The sequence below is a fragment of the Mesorhizobium tamadayense genome (genome assembly GCF_003863365.1).
In the GTDB taxonomy this organism is placed as follows: domain Bacteria; phylum Pseudomonadota; class Alphaproteobacteria; order Rhizobiales; family Rhizobiaceae; genus Mesorhizobium; species Mesorhizobium tamadayense.
This window is the reverse complement of record NZ_RQXT01000011.1, coordinates 112500-130129: the sequence shown is the minus strand read 5'-3', so window position 1 is coordinate 130129 and position 17630 is coordinate 112500. Positions and strand designations below refer to the sequence as shown.

The 17630-nt window shown below is 64.6% G+C and carries 20 protein-coding genes; 12 read left to right on the top strand and 8 right to left on the bottom strand.

Annotated elements, in window-relative coordinates:
- Positions 1 to 379: 379 nt before the first annotated feature.
- Complete coding sequence (locus tag EH240_RS12090) at positions 380 to 766, top strand: DUF2794 domain-containing protein (RefSeq protein ID WP_124998441.1); 387 nt, start codon at positions 380 to 382, stop codon at positions 764 to 766.
- Here the strand turns inward: EH240_RS12090 and EH240_RS12085 are convergent, their stop codons facing one another.
- From EH240_RS12085 to EH240_RS12070, 4 genes are all read right to left on the bottom strand, one after another.
- Positions 767 to 1339 (bottom strand): GNAT family N-acetyltransferase, encoded by a 573-nt coding sequence (locus tag EH240_RS12085; protein ID WP_124998439.1) that lies wholly within the window; start codon positions 1337 to 1339, stop codon positions 767 to 769. It abuts the gene before it with no gap.
- A 110-nt stretch (positions 1340 to 1449) separates the two neighbouring features.
- Positions 1450 to 2190, bottom strand: coding sequence for a Bax inhibitor-1/YccA family protein (locus EH240_RS12080; RefSeq protein ID WP_124998437.1), 741 nt, complete (start codon positions 2188 to 2190; stop codon positions 1450 to 1452).
- Positions 2191 to 2434: 244 nt separating this feature from the next.
- Positions 2435 to 4993, bottom strand: a complete 2559-nt coding sequence (locus EH240_RS12075; protein ID WP_124998435.1) for an ABC transporter permease — start codon at positions 4991 to 4993, stop codon at positions 2435 to 2437.
- Positions 4994 to 4997: 4 nt separating this feature from the next.
- Positions 4998 to 5693 (bottom strand): ABC transporter ATP-binding protein, encoded by a 696-nt coding sequence (locus EH240_RS12070; RefSeq protein WP_124998433.1) that lies wholly within the window; start codon positions 5691 to 5693, stop codon positions 4998 to 5000.
- A gap of 82 nt (positions 5694 to 5775) precedes the next feature.
- Here EH240_RS12070 and EH240_RS12065 point away from each other — a divergent pair, with 82 nt between their 5' ends.
- Positions 5776 to 6420 (top strand): arylesterase, encoded by a 645-nt coding sequence (locus tag EH240_RS12065; RefSeq protein WP_124998431.1) that lies wholly within the window; start codon positions 5776 to 5778, stop codon positions 6418 to 6420.
- A gap of 119 nt (positions 6421 to 6539) precedes the next feature.
- Complete coding sequence (gene thpR, locus EH240_RS12060) at positions 6540 to 7136, top strand: RNA 2',3'-cyclic phosphodiesterase (RefSeq protein WP_124998429.1); 597 nt, start codon at positions 6540 to 6542, stop codon at positions 7134 to 7136.
- Here the strand turns inward: thpR and EH240_RS12055 are convergent.
- The gene (locus tag EH240_RS12055; RefSeq protein WP_124998426.1) at positions 7040 to 7558 is read right to left on the bottom strand and encodes a low molecular weight protein-tyrosine-phosphatase; all 519 of its coding nucleotides are present in this window, start codon (positions 7556 to 7558) and stop codon (positions 7040 to 7042) included. The two genes, thpR and EH240_RS12055, sit on opposite strands and share 97 nt — an antisense overlap.
- 50 nt (positions 7559 to 7608) lie before the next feature.
- Here EH240_RS12055 and EH240_RS12050 point away from each other — a divergent pair, with 50 nt between their 5' ends.
- The 3 genes from EH240_RS12050 (at position 7609) to EH240_RS12040 (ending at position 9437) form a co-directional block, all read left to right on the top strand.
- Positions 7609 to 7902 (top strand): 4a-hydroxytetrahydrobiopterin dehydratase, encoded by a 294-nt coding sequence (locus EH240_RS12050; RefSeq protein WP_124998424.1) that lies wholly within the window; start codon positions 7609 to 7611, stop codon positions 7900 to 7902.
- A 405-nt stretch (positions 7903 to 8307) separates the two neighbouring features.
- Positions 8308 to 8664, top strand: a complete 357-nt coding sequence (locus EH240_RS12045) for a YkvA family protein (protein ID WP_124998422.1) — start codon at positions 8308 to 8310, stop codon at positions 8662 to 8664.
- A 266-nt stretch (positions 8665 to 8930) separates the two neighbouring features.
- Entirely contained in the window at positions 8931 to 9437 is a 507-nt protein-coding gene (locus EH240_RS12040) for an invasion associated locus B family protein (RefSeq protein ID WP_124998420.1), read from the top strand.
- A gap of 127 nt (positions 9438 to 9564) precedes the next feature.
- Here the strand turns inward: EH240_RS12040 and EH240_RS12035 are convergent, their stop codons facing one another.
- Entirely contained in the window at positions 9565 to 9864 is a 300-nt protein-coding gene (locus EH240_RS12035) for a hypothetical protein (RefSeq protein ID WP_124998418.1), read from the bottom strand.
- 270 nt (positions 9865 to 10134) lie between these two features.
- Here EH240_RS12035 and rlmN point away from each other — a divergent pair, with 270 nt between their 5' ends.
- The gene (gene rlmN / locus EH240_RS12030) at positions 10135 to 11370 is read left to right on the top strand and encodes a dual-specificity RNA methyltransferase RlmN (RefSeq protein ID WP_124998416.1); all 1236 of its coding nucleotides are present in this window, start codon (positions 10135 to 10137) and stop codon (positions 11368 to 11370) included.
- Entirely contained in the window at positions 11367 to 11834 is a 468-nt protein-coding gene (locus tag EH240_RS12025) for a hypothetical protein (protein ID WP_124998414.1), read from the top strand. The genes rlmN and EH240_RS12025 overlap by 4 nt, the downstream gene beginning before the upstream one ends.
- 14 nt (positions 11835 to 11848) lie before the next feature.
- Here the strand turns inward: EH240_RS12025 and EH240_RS12020 are convergent, their stop codons facing one another.
- Positions 11849 to 12490 carry a LysE family translocator gene (locus EH240_RS12020; RefSeq protein WP_124998412.1) on the bottom strand — a complete coding sequence of 214 codons (642 nt, stop codon included), beginning with the start codon at positions 12488 to 12490 and terminating at the stop codon, positions 11849 to 11851.
- A 179-nt stretch (positions 12491 to 12669) separates the two neighbouring features.
- Here EH240_RS12020 and EH240_RS12015 point away from each other — a divergent pair, with 179 nt between their 5' ends.
- The gene (locus tag EH240_RS12015; protein WP_124998410.1) at positions 12670 to 13890 is read left to right on the top strand and encodes an argininosuccinate synthase; all 1221 of its coding nucleotides are present in this window, start codon (positions 12670 to 12672) and stop codon (positions 13888 to 13890) included.
- 288 nt (positions 13891 to 14178) lie between these two features.
- Here the strand turns inward: EH240_RS12015 and EH240_RS12005 are convergent, their stop codons facing one another.
- Positions 14179 to 14982: a lytic murein transglycosylase gene (locus EH240_RS12005; protein ID WP_124998406.1), complete on the bottom strand. Its 804-nt coding sequence runs from the start codon at positions 14980 to 14982 to the stop codon at positions 14179 to 14181.
- A 172-nt stretch (positions 14983 to 15154) separates the two neighbouring features.
- Here EH240_RS12005 and EH240_RS38845 point away from each other — a divergent pair, with 172 nt between their 5' ends.
- From EH240_RS38845 to EH240_RS11995, 3 genes are all read left to right on the top strand, one after another.
- A complete protein-coding gene (locus EH240_RS38845; RefSeq protein ID WP_245435957.1) occupies positions 15155 to 15883 on the top strand; it encodes a flavin monoamine oxidase family protein in 729 nt (242 codons plus the stop codon).
- Between the two features lie 29 nt (positions 15884 to 15912).
- A complete protein-coding gene (locus EH240_RS38840; protein ID WP_245435955.1) occupies positions 15913 to 16401 on the top strand; it encodes an FAD-dependent oxidoreductase in 489 nt (162 codons plus the stop codon).
- Between the two features lie 75 nt (positions 16402 to 16476).
- Positions 16477 to 17571: a zinc-binding metallopeptidase family protein gene (locus EH240_RS11995; RefSeq protein ID WP_124998404.1), complete on the top strand. Its 1095-nt coding sequence runs from the start codon at positions 16477 to 16479 to the stop codon at positions 17569 to 17571.
- Positions 17572 to 17630 lie beyond the last annotated feature (59 nt).

The window sequence follows — 17630 nt, the reverse complement described above, 5'->3', positions numbered from 1 at the left end:
TAGCCAATAAAAAACCGGCGTCAGCTTGCTTCTGACGCCGGTCATTCAGGTTTTGGGATCGTCGCACCTGATTTTTCCAAGGAAAAACCGAGGTTGGTTCGATCCGACGCTGACCCGTGGGCGGGGGGCTTGGGGTTTACGAGCCGGTGCCGGACCGAACCGTCTCAGGCAACGCCGGTAAATTCGTCGGACAATGGGGCATGAGCGCGGATAATTTGTGGCGACATTGTGGCGAAGCATCACCAATTCCAACACGCGTTTTGCAAACGTGACTGGACCTTTCGGAAACAGCGCGGTGCCGGCTGGCTTAGCCGGCCTTGCAATTCGGCCGCGAAAGCGCGAACCTTGACTGCGCAAGATTCAAGCGAAGGATCGAAGCATGACCGATCACAGCTGCGGGACGGAGGATGGGGAAGCATCCGGAATATTGATCCCGCTGCATGAGGCGCGACGCGCGCGCCTCGACCAGCCGGTGCGCTTTGACCGGCGCGAGCTCGACCAGATCCTGAGGCTTTACGGACGCATGGTGGCGGCCAATGAATGGCGCGATTATGCGATCGACCACCTCACTGACCGCGCCGTGTTTTCGGTCTTCCGCCGCGCCAGCGAAGTGCCGCTGTTCCAGATCGTCAAGGACCCGAAACTGGCGCGCCGGCAGGGCGCCTTCGCCGTCATCGCCGCCGGCGGGCGCATCCTCAAGCGCGGCCAGGAGCTCGGCCGCGTGCTTGGCGTGTTCGATTCCAAGCTGAAGCTGGTCGAGGCCTAACTATTTAATTTGGCTGCGAAATCTCCGCTCCGGCAACGAGCCCGGATCCGGCGGCAGCGCTGCTCCGCCGTTGAGCGACAGCTGCATGAACACCGTGTCCAGCCATCGCCCGTGCTTGTAGCCCGATCCTTCCAGGCGCCCGGAATGGCGGAAGCCGAGCTTCTCATGCAGCCGCACCGACGCGCTGTCGGCATGGCCGTCGCCGATCACCGCGATGATCTGGCGAAAGCCCGCAGCGCGCGCCGCCTCGATCAGCGCCTGCATCAGCAAGAGACCCACGCCCTGGCCCTTGGCCTCGGGCGCGACATAGACGGAATCCTCGACGACGAAACGGTAGGCGGGCCGCGGCCGGAACGGTCCGGCATAGACATAGCCGAGCACGATGCCGTCCTTCTCGCCCACGAGATAGGGAAAGCTGCCCGCCGTCAAACTGTCGAATCGATTGCCCATTTCGGCGCGGCTGGGAGGCTCCAGCTCGTAGCTCGCCGTGCCGTGCGCGACCGCGTCGGCATAGATTTCCGTGATTCGGTCGAGGTCGGCCGCAATGGTGGCCCTGATCGCAATCTTGCTCATAATTTGTGCAGTTGTTCGTCTTGCCTCAATAACAGCAGAGGGATGCACAAAAGGAAAGGGCGGCCATTGGGCCGCCCTGTCCGAAGTCTATGGTCCAGCCGGGCTACCGTTTAGCGGCGGTCGCCCATGAACTGCAGCAGGAACATGAACAGGTTGATGAAGTCGAGGTAGAGCTGCAGCGCGCCCATGATCGCCTTGCGGCCAGCGACGTCGGCGACGTCACCCTCGAAATACATCTCCTTGATCCGCTGCGTGTCGTAGGCGGTCAGGCCCGCGAACACCAGCACGCCGATCGCCGAGATGGCGAAGGCCAGCGCCGACGACTGCAGGAAGATGTTGACCAGCATCGCGACCAGCAGGCCGATCACGCCCATGATCAGGAACGAGCCGAACGCGGTCAGGTCGCGCCTGGTCGTGTAGCCGTACAGCGAAAGCCCGCCGAAGGCCGCGGCGGTCGCGAAGAAGGTCTGGGTGATGCTGGTGCCGGTATAGACGAGGAAGATCGTCGACAGCGACAGGCCGACAAGGCCGGCATAGACCCAGAACGTCGTCTGTGCCGCCGCCACGCTCATCGACTGGATCCTGAACGACAGGAACATCACCGCGGCCAGCGGCGCCAGGATGACGACCCAGCGGAACGCGCTTGCATAGATGAGTTGGCCGAAGGCAGTCAGCTGGCCGTCGCCGGTGACGGCAAGCTGGAATGCGCCCCAGGCGGCAAGGCCGGTGATGAGCAGGCCAAGCCCCATCAGGTTGTAGACTTTGATCATATAGGCCCGCAGGCCCTGATCGATATCGACGCGCGCGCCGGGGGCGGCGGACGTCTGGTAGTTGCGAATGGGATCAGCCATTGGAAATCCTCTGTTGCTTCTGCCCCGTCCGGTGACAGGTCCCTTGGAGTGGTGACCCCCTTTGGACCAGGCGCCGCTGGCGGGGCTCCAGCATGCCTGGGCAAAATATGAGCGTTCTCGACGTCAAGAACAAGACGGTAACGAGGGGCAACGCTTCGTGAGAGAGCAAAAGCCCGGTTTTCGGCCGTTTCGGCCGGCATCCTTACGAAGATTTAAGGCACGCGCAGCTTGCCGGCATGCCGGATCAGAGGTTGCGCAGCACCGGCGCCGCCTTGTGGCCGAGCACCCGCCAGGTGCCGGCGAGGCCGATGCCGACGGTGACGCCGAGCGAAACGAGGATCGTCGCCACCGCCACCTCCGGCATGAAATGCGACGGCAGCGTCATGATGTGGGCCACGACGAACCATGCCGCGACGCCGCCCGCGGCCAGCGCGAACAGCGCGGTCGCGAGGCCGATCAGCACATATTCCAGCGAGAAGGCCGCAATCAGCGTCCTGCGCGTCGCGCCGAGCGTCTTCAGCACCACCGCGTCATGGATGCGCGCCCGGTTGCCGGCGGCTAAAGCTCCGGAGAGCACCAGCACCGAGGCGATCAGCGCCACGCCGGCGGCGGCGCGAATCGCCGTGCCGAGCTGGGCGACCAGCCGGTTGACGATGTCGAGCGCGTCCTTGACCCGCACCGTCGTCACCGCCGGAAAGGCGCGGGTGACCGCGTTGAGCAGCCGCGCATCGTCGGCCGTGGTGGCTTCTCTGTCGGTCAGCGTCGCCAGCCAGCCATGCGGCGCGCCGGCGAAGCTGTTGGGCGAGAAGACCATGACGAAATTGATGCCCATGGTTTCCCATTCGACCTGGCGGAAATTGGCGATCCTGGCGGTGATGTTGCGGCCGAGCACATTGACGGTGACGGTGTCGCCGAGCTTCAGGCCGATCGCTTTGCCTTCCTCGGCCGAGAACGACACAAGCGGCTCGCCGGAATAATTCTGTGGCCACCATGTGCCTTCGGTCAGCGTGGCGTTTTCCGGCTGCTTAGCGTCATAGGTCAGCCCGCGATCGCCGCGCAGCACCCAGGCGCCGTCGGCAGGGACCTTGACCTTGTCGACGTCGACGCCGTTGAGCGCCATGATCCGGCCGCGCAGCATCGGCACCTTGACCAGCGTTCCCCGCGGCGCCTCCTTGCCGACCAGGCCGGCAAAGGCATCGACATCGCTGCCCTGGATGTCGACGAAGAAGAAATTCGGCGCCCGTTCCGGCAGGCTGCCGGAGATCTGGCGCCTGAGATTCCCGTCGATCAGCGCCAGCGTCACCAGCAGCGTCAGGCCGAGCCCGAGCGACAGCACCACCGACGGCGTCAGCGCTCCGGGACGGTGGATGTTGCCGAGCGCCAGCCTGAGCGACACGAAACGCACGCGCGGGCTTTGCCGGGCGGCCCATTGCACCAGCGCCGCAACCAGCCGCAGCACCAGGAAGGCAAAGACGGTGGCGCCGACGAAGATCGAGGCGATGCGTCGATCGTCGGCGGAAAGGATGGCTAAAGCCGCCAGCACCAGCACGATCGCGAGAGCGGCGCCGACATAGGGTAGGCGTGGCAGGCCGCGGCTTTCGAACCCCATCTCGCGGAAAAGCGCGGTCGCCGGCACGTCGCGGGCGCGCCCGAGCGGCAGCAGCGCGAAGGCCAGCGTCACCAAGAGGCCGAACAGCGCCGCCATGGCGAGGGCGTCCGGATAGAAGCCGCCTTGCGCCGGCACCGGAATGACCGACTGCAAAAGCGCGCTTGCCACGAACGGCATTGCGGCACCCAGGATCAGGCCGAGCACGACGCCGAGGCCGGCAATCAAAAGGATCTGCACCAGATAGACGGTGAAGACGAAGCCGCCGGAGGCGCCGAGGCTCTTGAACGTGGCGATGACGCCGCGCTTGCCGTCGAGATAGGCGCGCACGGCATTGGCCACGCCGACGCCGCCGACCACCAGAGCCGTCAGCCCGACCAGCGTGAGGAACTGCGAGAAGCGCTGGATGTTGGAGGACAGCGCGGGTGCTGCATTGCTGCGCGTGCGGATCGACCAGCCAGATTGTGGAAAGTCTTTCGCGGCTTGAGCCTGGATTTCCTTGATCCGCGCCTCGCCGGCGGGGTCGGGCAGCCGGACCTTATAGGCGTTCTCGATCAGGCTGCCGGGCTGAACCAGCCCGGACGCGGCAAGCCCGTCGTTGGAAATCATCAGCCGCGGCGCGAAGCCGAAACCGTCGGATATCGCGTCGGGCTCGCTGACAAGCCTGGCCCTCAACTCGAAAGTGGCGCCGCCGAGCTTCAGCCGGTCGCCGATATGCAGATTGAGGCGATCGAACAAGAGATCGGGCGCGGCGGCGCCGAAGACGCCGGATCTCTCGCCGAACAGCTGCTTCTTCGGCAGCGGCGGGTCCGTTTCCAGCGTGCCGTAAAGCGGGTAGGCGTCGTCGACCGCCTTGGCTTCGACCAGCGCCTGGTCCGAGCCGTCCTCGAGCCGGGCCATGGAACGCATGCCGGAGTTCAGCGAGACCGTGCCGAGGCTGTCGAGGAAGCCGAGCTCGGCCTCGGAAGCGTCGCGCTGGTTGATCTGAAAGCGCAGATCGCCGCCGAGCAGCGTCTGGCCCTGGTTGGCGACCCCGGCGGTGATCGCCTGCGCCACCGAATTGACGCCGCCGATGGCCGCGACGCCGAGCGCGATGCAGGCGAGGAAGATCATGAAGCCGGACAGGCCGCCGCGCATCTCGCGCAACGAGAAGCGCATGGCGAGCTTCAGGGTACGAAGCCAGGCCTTGTCCGCCATAGCGTTACGCCGTCACTCTAAGCAAGGGCGGGTCCTCGATGCGCCCCGAGCGCATCGCCACCTGGCGCGAGCAGCGGGCAGCGAGCGCCGGGTCATGCGTGACCAGCACCAGCGTCATGCCGCGCTCGGCCGCCTTGGCGAAGATCAGGTCGGCGATCTGTTTTCCCGTCGCCTGGTCAAGGTTCCCGGTCGGCTCATCGGCAATGAGGATGCGCGGCGAGGGCGCCAGCGCCCTGGCGATCGCCACGCGCTGCTGCTCGCCGCCGGAGAGCTCGCCGGGATAGTGCGTCACACGGTCGCTCAAGCCGACGGCCGCGAGCTCCTGCGCCGCCACCGCGAACGGATCGGCATGGCCGGCGAGCTCCAGCGGCACTGCGACATTCTCGAGCGCCGTCATGTTCGGGATGAGATGGAAGGACTGGAAGACGATGCCGATATTTCGTCCCCGAAACGATGCAATCTGGTCCTCGCTTTTGCCGTTGAGCAGTTGGCCGGCTATGCGCACCGTTCCCGAGTCGACCCTTTCCAGTCCGGCCAGAACCATCAGCAAGGTGGACTTGCCGGAACCCGAAGGACCGACGATGCCGGTGGCCTCGCCTGCCGCCACGTCGAGGCCGACGCCTTTGAGCACATGGACGGAGGAAGCACCCTCGCCGAGCGTCAGCGAGACATCCCTCAGTGCAATGACGGCTTCTGTCACAATGAAAGCGTCCTATATGGTGGAAAGGGAGACGAATATATCTCCTCTCGTGGAATTGCTTCGGTCATATGGGGCTCGCCGCATGGCTTTCAAACACTCGGTCGCCGCAGCCCTCGTCCTTTTCCTCGCGGTTTGCGGCGCCATGGTGTCGGCGCGCGCCGAGACCTTCACCATCGTCGGCTTCGGCGACAGCCTGACGGCGGGCTTCGGCCTCGGGCCCGGCGAGGGCTTCACCGACAAGCTGCAGGCGGCTTTGAAGGCGAAGGGCCATGATGCGACCGTTGCCAATGCCGGCGTTTCCGGCGATACCACGAGCGGCGGGCTGGCGCGGCTCGATTGGTCGGTGCCGGACGGCACCAGGCTGGTGATCCTCGAGCTCGGCGCCAACGACATGCTGCGCGGCGTTTCGCCTGAGATCGCCGAGAAGAACCTCGACACGATGCTGGCGAAGCTGAAGCAGCGCAACATCCCGGTGCTGCTGGCCGGCATGCGCGCCGCGCCCAATCTCGGCGCCGACTACCAGAAGACCTTCGACGCCATCTATCCGAAGCTTGCCGCCAAATACGACGTTGCGCTCTATCCGTTCTTTCTCGACGGTGTGGCCGGCCATCCGGGCCTGCAGCTGGAGGACGGCCTGCATCCCAATCCCAAGGGCGTCGATGTGATCGTCGAGCGCATCCTGCCCGCCGTCGAGAAGGCCATCGCCGCGAACGGCGGTGGGTCGTGAGTCCGAAACGCCACGGTTTCCGCTGGGGAAAGCTTGTGGACAACAAACCGCTTGCCCCGCATGGCTATCGATGATTCGCTAAGGGGCGAGAGTTTCGATTCGAGGACAGGAGGCTTTCCATGCCGCGTCTTTTCACCGCCCTCGAAATTCCGCGTGACGCAGCTCTTTCGCTGTCCCTGCTCCGGGGCGGCCTTCCAGGCGCCCGCTGGATCGATGTCGAAAACTATCATCTGACGCTGCGCTTCATCGGCGATGTCGAAGGCCATGTCGCCGACGAGATCGCCAACGCGCTCGACCGCGTCAACCGTCCCTCCTTCCCCTTGGCGCTCTTCGACGTGGGTGCCTTCGGCGGCAAGAAGCCGCATGCGGTGTGGGCCGGCGTGTCCGCCTCGCCGGATCTGGTGGCGCTGCAGGGCGAGATCGACCGCATCTGCCAGCGCCTCGGCCTGCCGGCCGATCCGCGCAAGTTCACGCCGCATGTGACGCTCGCGCGGCTGCGCAATGTGAGCCCGCTCGACGTCGCGCAATATCTTTCGGCGCGCGGCAATTTTTCAACGCTGCCCTTCCGCGTCGGCCGCTTTGTCTTGATGTCGTCGCGCGATTCGGTCGGCGGCGGCCCCTATATCGTCGAGGAGGCCTGGCCGTTGGTCGGCGCCGACGCGCGCGCTTCCAACCGCTTGGCCAGCGCCTCCGACGCCTCGCGGATCATGCGGTAGACCGAAGCGAAGGCTTGCTGGTCTTCATAGTAGGGATCCGGCACGTCGCGGGCTGCTCCGGTCGCGAATTCCAGATAGAGATGGATGCGGTCGCGCGCGATCGACGGCGCCAGCGCCTGGAGGTCGCGCACGTTCGCCCGGTCCATGCCGAGGATCAGGTCGAAGCGCGAAAAATCGTCCGGCGCTATTCTGCGCGCCCTTTGCCCGGAAATATCGATGCCATGCTCAGCGGCGACCGCGATCGAGCGCGGATCGGGGCCGGAGCCAACCTCCCAGCCGCTGATCGCCGCCGAATCGAGCACGATATCGCGGGCAATTCCGCGCTCCGCCAGAACTGCGCCCAAGACGCCCTCGGCCAAAGGCGAGCGGCAGATGTTGCCGAGGCAGACGAACAGAATGGAATTTATGGGCTTTGCGCTCATCGATCCGGCGCTATGGTTGGGTTCAAGTCCGAATAGCACAGGAACCCGACATGACCAGAGAGAAACTCAGCAAGTACGCGATCGCCGCAGCGCTGGCGGAACTCGAAGGTTGGTCGCTGGCCGCCGACGGCGCCTCCATCAAGCGCAGCTTCGGCTTCAAGAACTTCTCCGAGGCCTTCGCTTTCATGACCCGAGTTGCGTTGGCCGCCGAGAAGATGGACCACCACCCCGACTGGTCGAACGTCTACAAGACCGTCGACGTGACGCTGAACACGCATGACGCCGGCGGCGTCACGGCGCTCGACATCGAACTGGCCAAGCGGATGAATCGGTATTTCGGGTAGAGGCGGGAGTCCTCCCGCAGTGTGACTGCCGCCGCTCCAGCTTCGTCATCCTAGGGCGGAGCGAAGGCGAAGCGGGAGCGCAGACCCTATGATCCTGCCGTGACCTCGGTCGAAAAGTGCAGCGGAGCAGAATTCTGCACCGTGGGCGGCGCTCCCATGTAACGGCATGGCCTAGGGTCTGCGCCGCATCGCTTCGCTCCTTGCTCCGCCATAGGATGACGATCGGAGGGATGGCTCGGCTAATCACCAGACCAAGGCAATTGCCGGGTCCACGTACCCTGCTGCCGGCATTCCCGGCCGATTTCCGGCCAAACCACCGTCCAAACTCTTGCAGCGGGGTGCCGTTTTCACCACATCTCTCCGCGGGCCGGCGCGCAGGGGTCGCGCGCGGCCAAGGAGAGATTGATGGCGCAGGGTTTTGATTTCTTCGGCTTTGGCGACAGGCTCGCCGGCGAAAGCGAGGTGCGCGAGAAATTCTGGCGCACTGCCAAGAAGGCTGTCCGGCAGGTCCCGTTCATGGACGAGGTGGTCGCCGCCTATTATTGCGCGATGGACAAGGAGACGCCGCTGCGCGCCAAGGGCATTCTGCTTGCCGCGCTCGGCTATTTCGTGCTGCCGGTGGATTTCATCCCCGACTTCGTCCTCGGTCTCGGCTTCACCGACGACCTTGCCGTGCTGACCGCCGCGATCACCGCCGTCAGCGCCCATATCACGCCCGCGCACCGGCAGGCCGCCAGGGACGCTTTGGCCGACAAGGGTTGACCTGGCTGACTTTCCGGCACAACGAGACGGCGAAACCGCCCGCGCGAAAAGACAAACTCTTGCCGCTTTCGTGCCCTCCAAGTTCGCGCCGGGACATAGCGACCGCCGCTTTGAAGCGGCGGGCGCGAATGGTGGCGGTTTCCTGGGGTGATCTCCTTTTCTTGAGGAAAATTCACCGTTTGGTAACCCTGATTAAATCAAAATGAAGCGACGGCAGGACGCCACGCGACCCCGCCTCCGCACCAGTTGGGAATACGGAAAGAACGATGCGCGGATTGATTGCTACAGTTTCCAGCCTGGTGCTGGCGGCCGCTTTCGCGGCGCCGGCGCTGGCGCAGCAGGCGACCAAGATCGGCCAGCACAATGCCTGGGGCACTTACAGCTATCAGGCGGCGGGCGGCAAGGTTTGCTATGTGCTGACCGTGCCGACCGAAAAGCAGCCGCCGACGCTCGACCATGGCGACATGTTCTTCTTCGTCAGCCAACGGCCCGGACAGCAGGTTTCCTACGAGCCGCAGTTCATTGCCGGCTACAACTTCCAGGACGGCTCCAAGGCAACCGTCACCATCGACAAGAAGAGCTTCTCGATGTTCACCCGCGGCAAGTCGGCCTGGGTGGAGAATGCCGCGGAAGAGCCGGTGCTGATCGCCGCCATGAAGACCGGCACCGACATGAAGGTGCAGGCGAAGTCCGGCCGCGGCAATCCCACATCATACGTCTTCTCGCTGAAGGGCATCTCGGCCGCGCTGGCCTCGATCGCCAAGTGCAAATAGGCGAGAGCGACATCTGGGTTTGACGCGAATCCGGACCGCAAGTCCGGCTTTTGACTGGGCGGATCGGCGGATTGGACATCCCGCCGGCGCGTTGGCCGGCGGGCAGAATTGACAAACCCCGGATTGCTCACATCGCCATTTTTTCACATTCGGCCTGGGCCTTCTTGGTCGACGTGTCGATCATGTAGGTCTTGCCCTTGGCGTCGGTCATCATCATCATGCAATGCTTGATGGGTTTCGCCATCTTCATCATTTCGGCGCTCGTTTTCGCGTCCGGCATCATGGTGCCCATGTGCCCGTCGGGCATGATTGCCGTCACCTGCCCACTTTTCATCATGGTCATCGTGCCCATCGTGTCCTCGGCAAATGCCTGAGGCACGGACAGGCCGACGAGACCGGCAGCGACGGCGAGCTTGATCCAGTTCATTCTGCATACTCCCATTTTGGAGGGGCACAGCTGCCCCCTTCAGGTTTCGCAGGCGCTCTGCCGGTCGTTACGCTGACACGAATATGTGATCGGTTCTGGGATGCGGTTTCGCGCCACGCCGCCGCGCTCCGATTGAGTCGGACTCGATAGCAAGCGAGATCGCCTTCCTTTCCCCGCCGCATGACTCCGCCGCCAAGCTGTGCTATGCGCCGCGCTTCATTTCGGGCACGATGCTGAAATCGGCCGCAAACCGCTTATATTGGCGCAACCATGACCCTTTCATTCGATCTGACCGCCGAAGGCGCACGCGACGCCTTGCGTGCCCGCGCCACGCCGGCCGAAAAGCCGTCGCTGATCGGCCTGACCCGCGCCGAGCTCGGCGCCGCTTTGGTCGACGCCGGCATCGTGCCGGAGCGCCAGGCAAAAATGCGCAGCCAGCAGCTCTGGCACTGGATGTATGTGCGCGGCGTCTCCGATTTCGCCCATATGTTCAACATCTCCAAGGACCTGCGCGCCGAGCTGGACAAGCATTTCACCGTCGCGCGGCCCGAGATCGTCGAGGAGCAGATCTCCGCCGACGGCACGCGCAAATGGCTGTTCCGCTTTCCGCCGCGCGGCGCCGGCCGTCCGGTCGAGATCGAGACCGTCTACATTCCGGAAGAAGGCCGCGGCACGCTCTGCATCTCCTCGCAGGTTGGCTGCACGCTGACCTGCTCGTTTTGCCACACAGGCACGCAAAAGCTGGTGCGCAACCTGACGACGGAAGAGATCCTGGCGCAGCTGCTCACCGGGCGCGACCGGCTGGGCGACTTCCCCGACCGCGACACGCCGGACGGCGCCATCGTGCCGGCCGAGGGCAGAAAAGTCTCCAACATCGTCATGATGGGCATGGGCGAGCCGCTCTACAATTTCGAGGCGGTGAAGAAGGCGCTGCTGATCGCCTCCGACGGCGATGGGCTTTCCCTGTCGAAGCGTCGCATCACGCTGTCGACCTCCGGCGTGGTACCGGAAATCTTCCGCACCGGCGAGGAGATCGGCGTCATGCTGGCGATCTCGCTGCACGCCACCAATGACGATCTGCGCGATCTCCTGGTGCCGATCAACAAGAAGTATCCGCTGAAGGAATTGATCGCCGCCTGCCGCGCCTATCCGGGCCTCTCCAATGCCCGTCGCATCACCTTCGAATATGTGATGCTGAAGGACGTCAACGATTCCCTCGACGACGCCAAGGCGCTGGTGAAGCTGCTCAAAGGCATTCCGGCCAAGATCAACCTGATCCCGTTCAACCCGTGGCCCGGCACCAATTACCAGTGCTCGGACTGGGAGACGATCGAGAAGTTCGCCGACTATATCAACAACGCCGGCTATGCCTCGCCGATCCGCACGCCGCGCGGCCGCGACATCCTCGCCGCCTGCGGCCAGCTCAAGTCCGAATCGGAGCGCATGCGCAAGGTGGACCGCCTGGCGCTCGAGGCGATGATGATCGCGGGGCACGGCGAGGCGTGAGGCGTATCATCGCCTATCTCGTCCGCTTCGCCGTCATCCTGATCGGTTATGCCGTCGCCTCGCTGGCGGCGAGCGCCTTTCTCAACGTGCTGTTCCTGGGCTATTTCGGCTATGCGCTGGAGCCCGGGCATCCGACGATCGCGCCCGCGCTCTATTTTTCGGTGCCTTTCTTGGCGCTGTTCGTCGCCTATTTCGGCTTCATGCCGGCGGCGGTCGTCATCCTGATCGCCGAAGTGCTCGGCCGGCGCGACTGGCTGTTCTACGCGCTGGGCGGCGCTGCCATCGCCGTCGTCTTCCTCGGCTTCGCGCATAACGTCGGCGACGGCGATTTCGATGTCACCGACAACAATGTGAGGCTCGCGCTGGTCGGCTGCGGCATGGTCGGCGGGATATTCTACTGGCTCTCCGCCGGCCGCTCGGCCGGCAGCTGGCGCCGCGAGCCGTTGCCCGACCCGGAGCCCTGAGCTCTACGCGATTTCTACTTCGCCTGTGCCGTCAGGATCTTGAGCGCGAAGGCAGAGAACACGCCGCCGAACAGATAGTCGACCACCCGCGTGACGCGCGGGCTCGCCTTCATCGCCGCCGCGAATTTCTCCGCCGCCAGCACCATCGGCGCCGTCACCGGGATCGACAGCACGATGAACATGACGCCGAGGAAGAAGAGCTTGCCCGGGGCGTTCGGGTCATGGGCGGAGACGAATTGCGGCAGGAAGGTCATGAAGAAGAGGATGATCTTCGGGTTGAGCAAATTGACGCCGAGCCCGGCCGCCCAGCTGCGGAACAGCGAGATCTGCGGCCCCGTCTTCTTCTCCGGCGAGAAGGCCGAGCCTTTCGTCACCGCCTGCCAGGCGAGGAACACAAGATAGCCGGCGCCGAAGAGCTTCAGCACGAAGAAGGCCATCGGCGAGGCCACGATCAGCGCCGAGACGCCGACCACCACCAGCGTGGTGTGGATCAGCGTGCCGCACAGCGCGCCTGCCATCGAGGCGAAGCCGGTGGCGCGGCCCTGGCTCAGCGTGCGCGACACGAACAGCGTCATGTCCGGCCCCGGCGTGATCGCCAGGATGACGGTCGCGATGGCGAATTGGATCAGCGTCGTGGTGTCTGGAATGAAGGACATTCTTCGCCCCTTGCGAGATGGATCGCAGACCCTATAGCGCAGCCATTTCCGCTTCGCCAGCAACTGCCTACACGAACTCGGGCTCGGCTTCTGTCGCCGCCATACATCCCTTGGTCTCTTGCGCCGCCTGGAAATGCCGTGATACCTCGCCCGCGAAACCTTTTCCGGAACCGCCAACAATGTCCATGATCAAAGCCGTGAAGAAAGTCGTGCTCGCCTATTCCGGCGGCCTCGACACCTCCATCATCCTGAAGTGGCTGCAGACCGAGCTCGGCGCCGAGGTCGTGACCTTCACCGCCGACCTCGGCCAGGGCGGCGAACTGGAGCCGGCGCGCCGCAAGGCCGAGATAATGGGCATCAAGGACATTCGCATCGTCGACGTGCGCGAGGAGTTCGTCGCCGACTTCGTCTTCCCGATGTTCCGCGCCAACGCCGTCTATGAAGGCACCTATCTGCTCGGCACCTCGATTGCCCGTCCGCTGATCTCGAAGCATCTGGTCGAGATCGCCAGGGAGACCGGCGCCGACGCGATTGCGCATGGAGCGACCGGCAAGGGCAACGACCAGGTTCGCTTCGAGCTTTCGGCCTATGCGCTGAACCCCGACATCAAGGTCATCGCGCCGTGGCGCGACTGGTCGTTCAAGTCGCGCACCGACCTGCTCAACTTCGCCGAGCAGCACCAGATTCCGGTGCCGAAGGACAAGCGCGGCGAGGCGCCGTTCTCGGTCGACGCCAACCTCCTGCACTCCTCCTCCGAGGGCAAGGTGCTGGAGGACCCGTGGAGCGAGCCGCCGGAATTCGTCCACCAGCGCACGGTCTCGCCGATGGACGCGCCCGACGTCGTCACCGAGATCGAGATCGAATTTCTCAAAGGCGACGCGATCGCGCTCAACGGCAAGAAGCTGTCGCCGGCCACCATGCTGGCCGCCCTCAACGATCTCGGCCGCGACAACGGCATCGGCCGGCTCGACCTCGTCGAGAACCGTTTCGTCGGCATGAAATCGCGGGGAGTGTATGAAACCCCCGGCGGCACGATCTTGATCGCCGCCCATCGGGCCATCGAATCGATCACGCTCGACCGGGGCGCGGCCCACCTCAAGGACGAGTTCATGCCGCGCTATGCCGAGCTCATCTACAACGGCTTCTGGTTCTCGCCCGAGCGCGTGATGCTGCAAGCGATGATCGACAAGAGCCAGGACGATGTCGAAGGCACGGTGCGGCTTAAGCTCTACAAGGGCAACGTCATCGTCACCGGCCGCAAGTCGAAGAAGACGCTTTATTCCGACGCGCTGGTCACCTTCGAAGACGACCGCGGCGCCTACGACCAGAAAGACGCCGAGGGCTTTATCCGGCTTAACGGGTTGAGGCTGAGGACACTGGCGGCGCGTAATCGTCGGTGAAGCTGCTGATCTCCCCCCTTGCGGGGGAGATGTCCGGCAGGGCAGAGGGGAGTGTGAAGGATCGCCAGCCTCTGCGATTTGCGGCCCCGCATCAGCGTGAAAGTTTGGTGACGATTTTGCTGGATAGGCTGGAGGGACAGCACCCCCCTCTGTCCTACCGGACATCTCTCCCGCAAGGGGGGAGATTGGCCGTCACCTCGGCCTTCGCTAGTCTTCAGTGCGGCTAATTTGGCCCATAAACAAAAAGCCCGGCGCACGGCCGGGCCTTCTGTCGAACAGAGATTTCTGTCAGTCAGTGCCGCCGTCGATCGCCTCGGCGATGCGGGCAATGGCCTGCTGGTAGACGCTCGCCGAATTCCAGCCGGCGATTGCGCCCATATTCGCCTCATAGCTCGCGCCGGCGCGCCAGCCATGGCCCTTGAGGTAGTTGGCGGTGGAGGCCAGCGCGGTGTTCCTGTCGCGCAGGTTTCCGTTGCCGACGCCGTACTGCAGCACATTTCCGGGCAGGAACTGCGTGTGGCCGATCTCGCCATGCATGGCGCCGACCGAGGAGGCGCTCAACGCTCCGCGATCGACCAGCTTCAGGGCTGCGATGGCATGCGGGGTAAAATAGTCCGGGCGGCGGCAATCATAGGCCAGCGTCACAATCGCCGAGACCGTGTTCTGGTTGCCCATGGAAGCGCCGAAGCCGGTTTCCATGCCCCAGATGGCGAGCAACACGCCCGGCGGCACGCCGTAGTTCTGTTCGATCCTGTCGAACATCGCCGCGTTCGACTTCTTCAGCGCACGGCCCCTGGAGATGATCGCGGACGCGCCGCGGCGCTTCATAAACGCTTCCACCGAGCCGCTGAAAGCCTTGTGGATGGCGCGGTCGGCGGCGATCGTCCTCGTCGCGTAAGTCGCGCCGGCCAGCGCGGACAGACCCTTCTGGCCAACGCCGTTGGCCCTGGCCTCCGCGGCGAAGTCCTGCTTCCAAGCATCGAAGCCAGCCCCATTCTTGCCGCAGCCGGCTCCCGCCTCAGCGCCCGTCGCCAGCGCAAGCACCGCCACGGTTGCCGCTGCAAATATTCTTCCCTTGGCAAAAAATGCCATGCTGTCTCTCCTGGTTAACTGAATCACGTCCCGGTTGCGAATTTGCCAGTGAAACGCCCGATTGTCACCGCCCACGCGGGCCGCTCGGCGCTCGGCGCTGGCGAATGCCGGGGAATTTGCCTAGGATCATGCATTTATTATGGCGCAAGCATTTATCGCGGCGGGGGCTTTAATGGAAGACGTAGATGTTGTGATCATTGGCGCGGGCTCCGCGGGGCTTTCGGCGGCCAAGACGCTGCGGGCTGCCGGACTTTCCTTCACGCTTCTGGAGGCGATGAGCCGCATCGGCGGCCGCGCCTGGACCAGCGACCGGCATTTCGGCGTGCCCTTCGACATCGGCTGCGCCCGGCTGCATGCCGCCGACCGCAATCCCTACTTCCCCGAAGCGCAAGCTGCCGGCTGGACGCTGCACCATCACGACATGAATGTCGACCACCTCTATTACCGCAATCGCAAGGCGAGCGAGGCCGAAGAGGGCGAGATGAAGGCCGCCGACGCAAGGCTGTTCGAGCTGCTTGCCGCCCATCAGGTCAAGGAGAGCGACGACGACCGGCTGTCGGCGCTGCTGGCCAAGGGCCATGCGCCGCGCGCCGCCGCCACTTTCGCCGGCCCGATGGATTTCGGCGCCGACGAGGACGAGATCTCGATCCGCGATTTCCAGGCCGCCGCCGACCTCGACCCGAACTACTTCAGCAAGGAAGGTTTCGGCGCGCGGGTCGCGCATTTCGGCGCCGACGTGCCGGTCGAGCTGTCGACGCCGGTGCGCAAGATCTTCTGGGATGGACCTGATGTCGCCTGCGTCACCGATCGCGGCGCTATCCGCGCCAGGGCGGTCATCGTCACCGCTTCGCCGGCGGTGCTCGCCTTCGAGGAGATTGAATTCTCGCCAGCGCTGCCCTAAACGCATTTCGGCGCCTTCTTCGACTGCCCATGGGCATGCTCACCAAGCTGCCGGTGGAGATCAAGGGCACGCGGCTTGGCCTCGAGCCCTTCGATGACCTTTTGATCGAGCGGATGGCCAGGCACGACATCTATTTCCTCTGCTTTGCCTTCGACCTCGACCTGATGGTGGGGTTTGTCGGCGGCGACTTCGCCTGGGAGATGTCGGCGGCCGGCGAGGCGGCGGGCGTCGACTTCGTCGTCGACCGGCTGTGCGCCATCTTCGGGGGCGACGTGAGGAACCATGTCGGCCGCGCCATGATGACCAATTGGGGCAGCGAGCGCTTTGTGCGCGGCGCCTATGCGACAGCCCGTCCAGGCCGTTCAAAAGCGCGCGCCACGCTGATGCAGCCGGTGGCGGAGAAGATCTTCTTCGCCGGAGAGCATGTCGCCGGACCGCTGATCCAGACCTGCGGCGGCGCAAGGCTGTCGGGCGAAGGCGTGGCCAGGCAAGTCATTGCCCAGCTTGCGCCGAAATAGCGACGGAACGACGGGCGCCGACGGGCGTTTGGGCGATGCCCAACTCCGCAGCCCTGTCCTGTGGGTCGATTACCGATGAAGCTGTTCGACTGCCCTCATTGCGGCCACCGTCTCTATTTCGAGAACGCGCAATGCCTGAACTGTTCCAGTCCGGTGCTTTATGACCCGGGGCGGTCGCGTTTCATGCTTTCCGCCGACGCCGCCGTTCCATGCGGCAATGCCGACGAATGCGCCTGCAACTGGCGGGCCGAGCCGGGCACGATCTTCTGCCGCGCTTGCGCGCTCAACCAGCTGATCCCCGACCTTTCGGTGGACGGCAACCGCCGGCGCTGGATCCGGGTCGAGGCGGCGAAGAAACGCGCCGTCTATTCGCTGCTCGCCTTCGGCCTGCCGGTCGCGCCCAAGACCGGACCTCAGGACGAGGCCGGGCTCGCTTTCGACTTCCTCGCCGACCCGATCGGCGGCGGGCCGGGGGGCGAACGCATCCTGACCGGCCACGACAACGGCCTGATCACCCTCAACGTCGCCGAGGCCGATTCCGCCGAGCGCGAGCGGCGGCGCGTCGAGATGGGCGAGAACTACCGCACCTTGCTCGGCCACTTCCGCCACGAGCTCGGCCACTACTACTGGGACCGGCTGATCCGCGACGATCCCGGGCGGCTCTTGACCTTTCGCGCCCTGTTCGGCGACGAGCGGACCGACTACGAGCAAGCGCTGAAGGCCTACTACGCCAACGGTGCGCCGCCGGACTGGCAGCAGCGCCACATCTCGGCCTATGCGACGTCCCACCCCTGGGAAGACTGGGCCGAGACCTGGGCGCACCATCTGCACATCGCCGACACGCTGGAAATGGTGCATGCGCTGAATTTTCCGCTCGGCCGGCTGGAGACCGTGGAAGCCAACGATTTGCCGCGTGGCGACACGGGCGGGCATCTGCAGCCGGCGCCCGCCGAGCCCGATCCTGCGCCGGAGCCGTTCGAAAAGATCCTCGCCCGTTGGCTGGTGCTGTCGGAGGCCTCCAATTCGATCAACCGCTGCATGGGGCTGCCCGATCTCTATCCCTTCGTCATTTCGGACGTAACGTCGCAAAAACTGGCCTTCGTTCACCAGCTTTTGATCGGCCCGCCGAAAAACCATGGAACAATTCGTGAGCAGGCGACGGCACTTTAGCCGGAACGCATAAGGCCTGGTTTCGTTTTCGAGCCCGAGGGAGCGTTGAAAACGGAGAA

Excerpts from the sequence above, each read along its gene's own strand:
- EH240_RS12080 (WP_124998437.1), bottom strand. The coding sequence starts at position 2,190 with ATGGCTGATCCCATTCGCAACTACCAGACGTCCGCCGCCCCCGGCGCG.
- EH240_RS12045 (WP_124998422.1), top strand. The coding sequence starts at position 8,308 with ATGGCGCAGGGTTTTGATTTCTTCGGCTTTGGCGACAGGCTCGCCGGC.
- thpR (WP_124998429.1), top strand. The coding sequence starts at position 6,540 with ATGCCGCGTCTTTTCACCGCCCTCGAAATTCCGCGTGACGCAGCTCTT.
- EH240_RS11995 (WP_124998404.1), top strand. The coding sequence starts at position 16,477 with ATGAAGCTGTTCGACTGCCCTCATTGCGGCCACCGTCTCTATTTCGAG.
- EH240_RS12020 (WP_124998412.1), bottom strand. The coding sequence starts at position 12,490 with ATGTCCTTCATTCCAGACACCACGACGCTGATCCAATTCGCCATCGCG.
- EH240_RS12040 (WP_124998420.1), top strand. The coding sequence starts at position 8,931 with ATGCGCGGATTGATTGCTACAGTTTCCAGCCTGGTGCTGGCGGCCGCT.
- rlmN (WP_124998416.1), top strand. The coding sequence starts at position 10,135 with ATGACCCTTTCATTCGATCTGACCGCCGAAGGCGCACGCGACGCCTTG.
- EH240_RS12055 (WP_124998426.1), bottom strand. The coding sequence starts at position 7,558 with ATGAGCGCAAAGCCCATAAATTCCATTCTGTTCGTCTGCCTCGGCAAC.
- EH240_RS12015 (WP_124998410.1), top strand. The coding sequence starts at position 12,670 with ATGTCCATGATCAAAGCCGTGAAGAAAGTCGTGCTCGCCTATTCCGGC.
- EH240_RS38840 (WP_245435955.1), top strand. The coding sequence starts at position 15,913 with ATGGGCATGCTCACCAAGCTGCCGGTGGAGATCAAGGGCACGCGGCTT.
- EH240_RS12050 (WP_124998424.1), top strand. The coding sequence starts at position 7,609 with ATGACCAGAGAGAAACTCAGCAAGTACGCGATCGCCGCAGCGCTGGCG.
- EH240_RS38845 (WP_245435957.1), top strand. The coding sequence starts at position 15,155 with ATGGAAGACGTAGATGTTGTGATCATTGGCGCGGGCTCCGCGGGGCTT.
- EH240_RS12035 (WP_124998418.1), bottom strand. The coding sequence starts at position 9,864 with ATGAACTGGATCAAGCTCGCCGTCGCTGCCGGTCTCGTCGGCCTGTCC.
- EH240_RS12085 (WP_124998439.1), bottom strand. The coding sequence starts at position 1,339 with ATGAGCAAGATTGCGATCAGGGCCACCATTGCGGCCGACCTCGACCGA.
- EH240_RS12005 (WP_124998406.1), bottom strand. The coding sequence starts at position 14,982 with ATGGCATTTTTTGCCAAGGGAAGAATATTTGCAGCGGCAACCGTGGCG.
- EH240_RS12075 (WP_124998435.1), bottom strand. The coding sequence starts at position 4,993 with ATGGCGGACAAGGCCTGGCTTCGTACCCTGAAGCTCGCCATGCGCTTC.
- EH240_RS12065 (WP_124998431.1), top strand. The coding sequence starts at position 5,776 with ATGGCTTTCAAACACTCGGTCGCCGCAGCCCTCGTCCTTTTCCTCGCG.
- EH240_RS12090 (WP_124998441.1), top strand. The coding sequence starts at position 380 with ATGACCGATCACAGCTGCGGGACGGAGGATGGGGAAGCATCCGGAATA.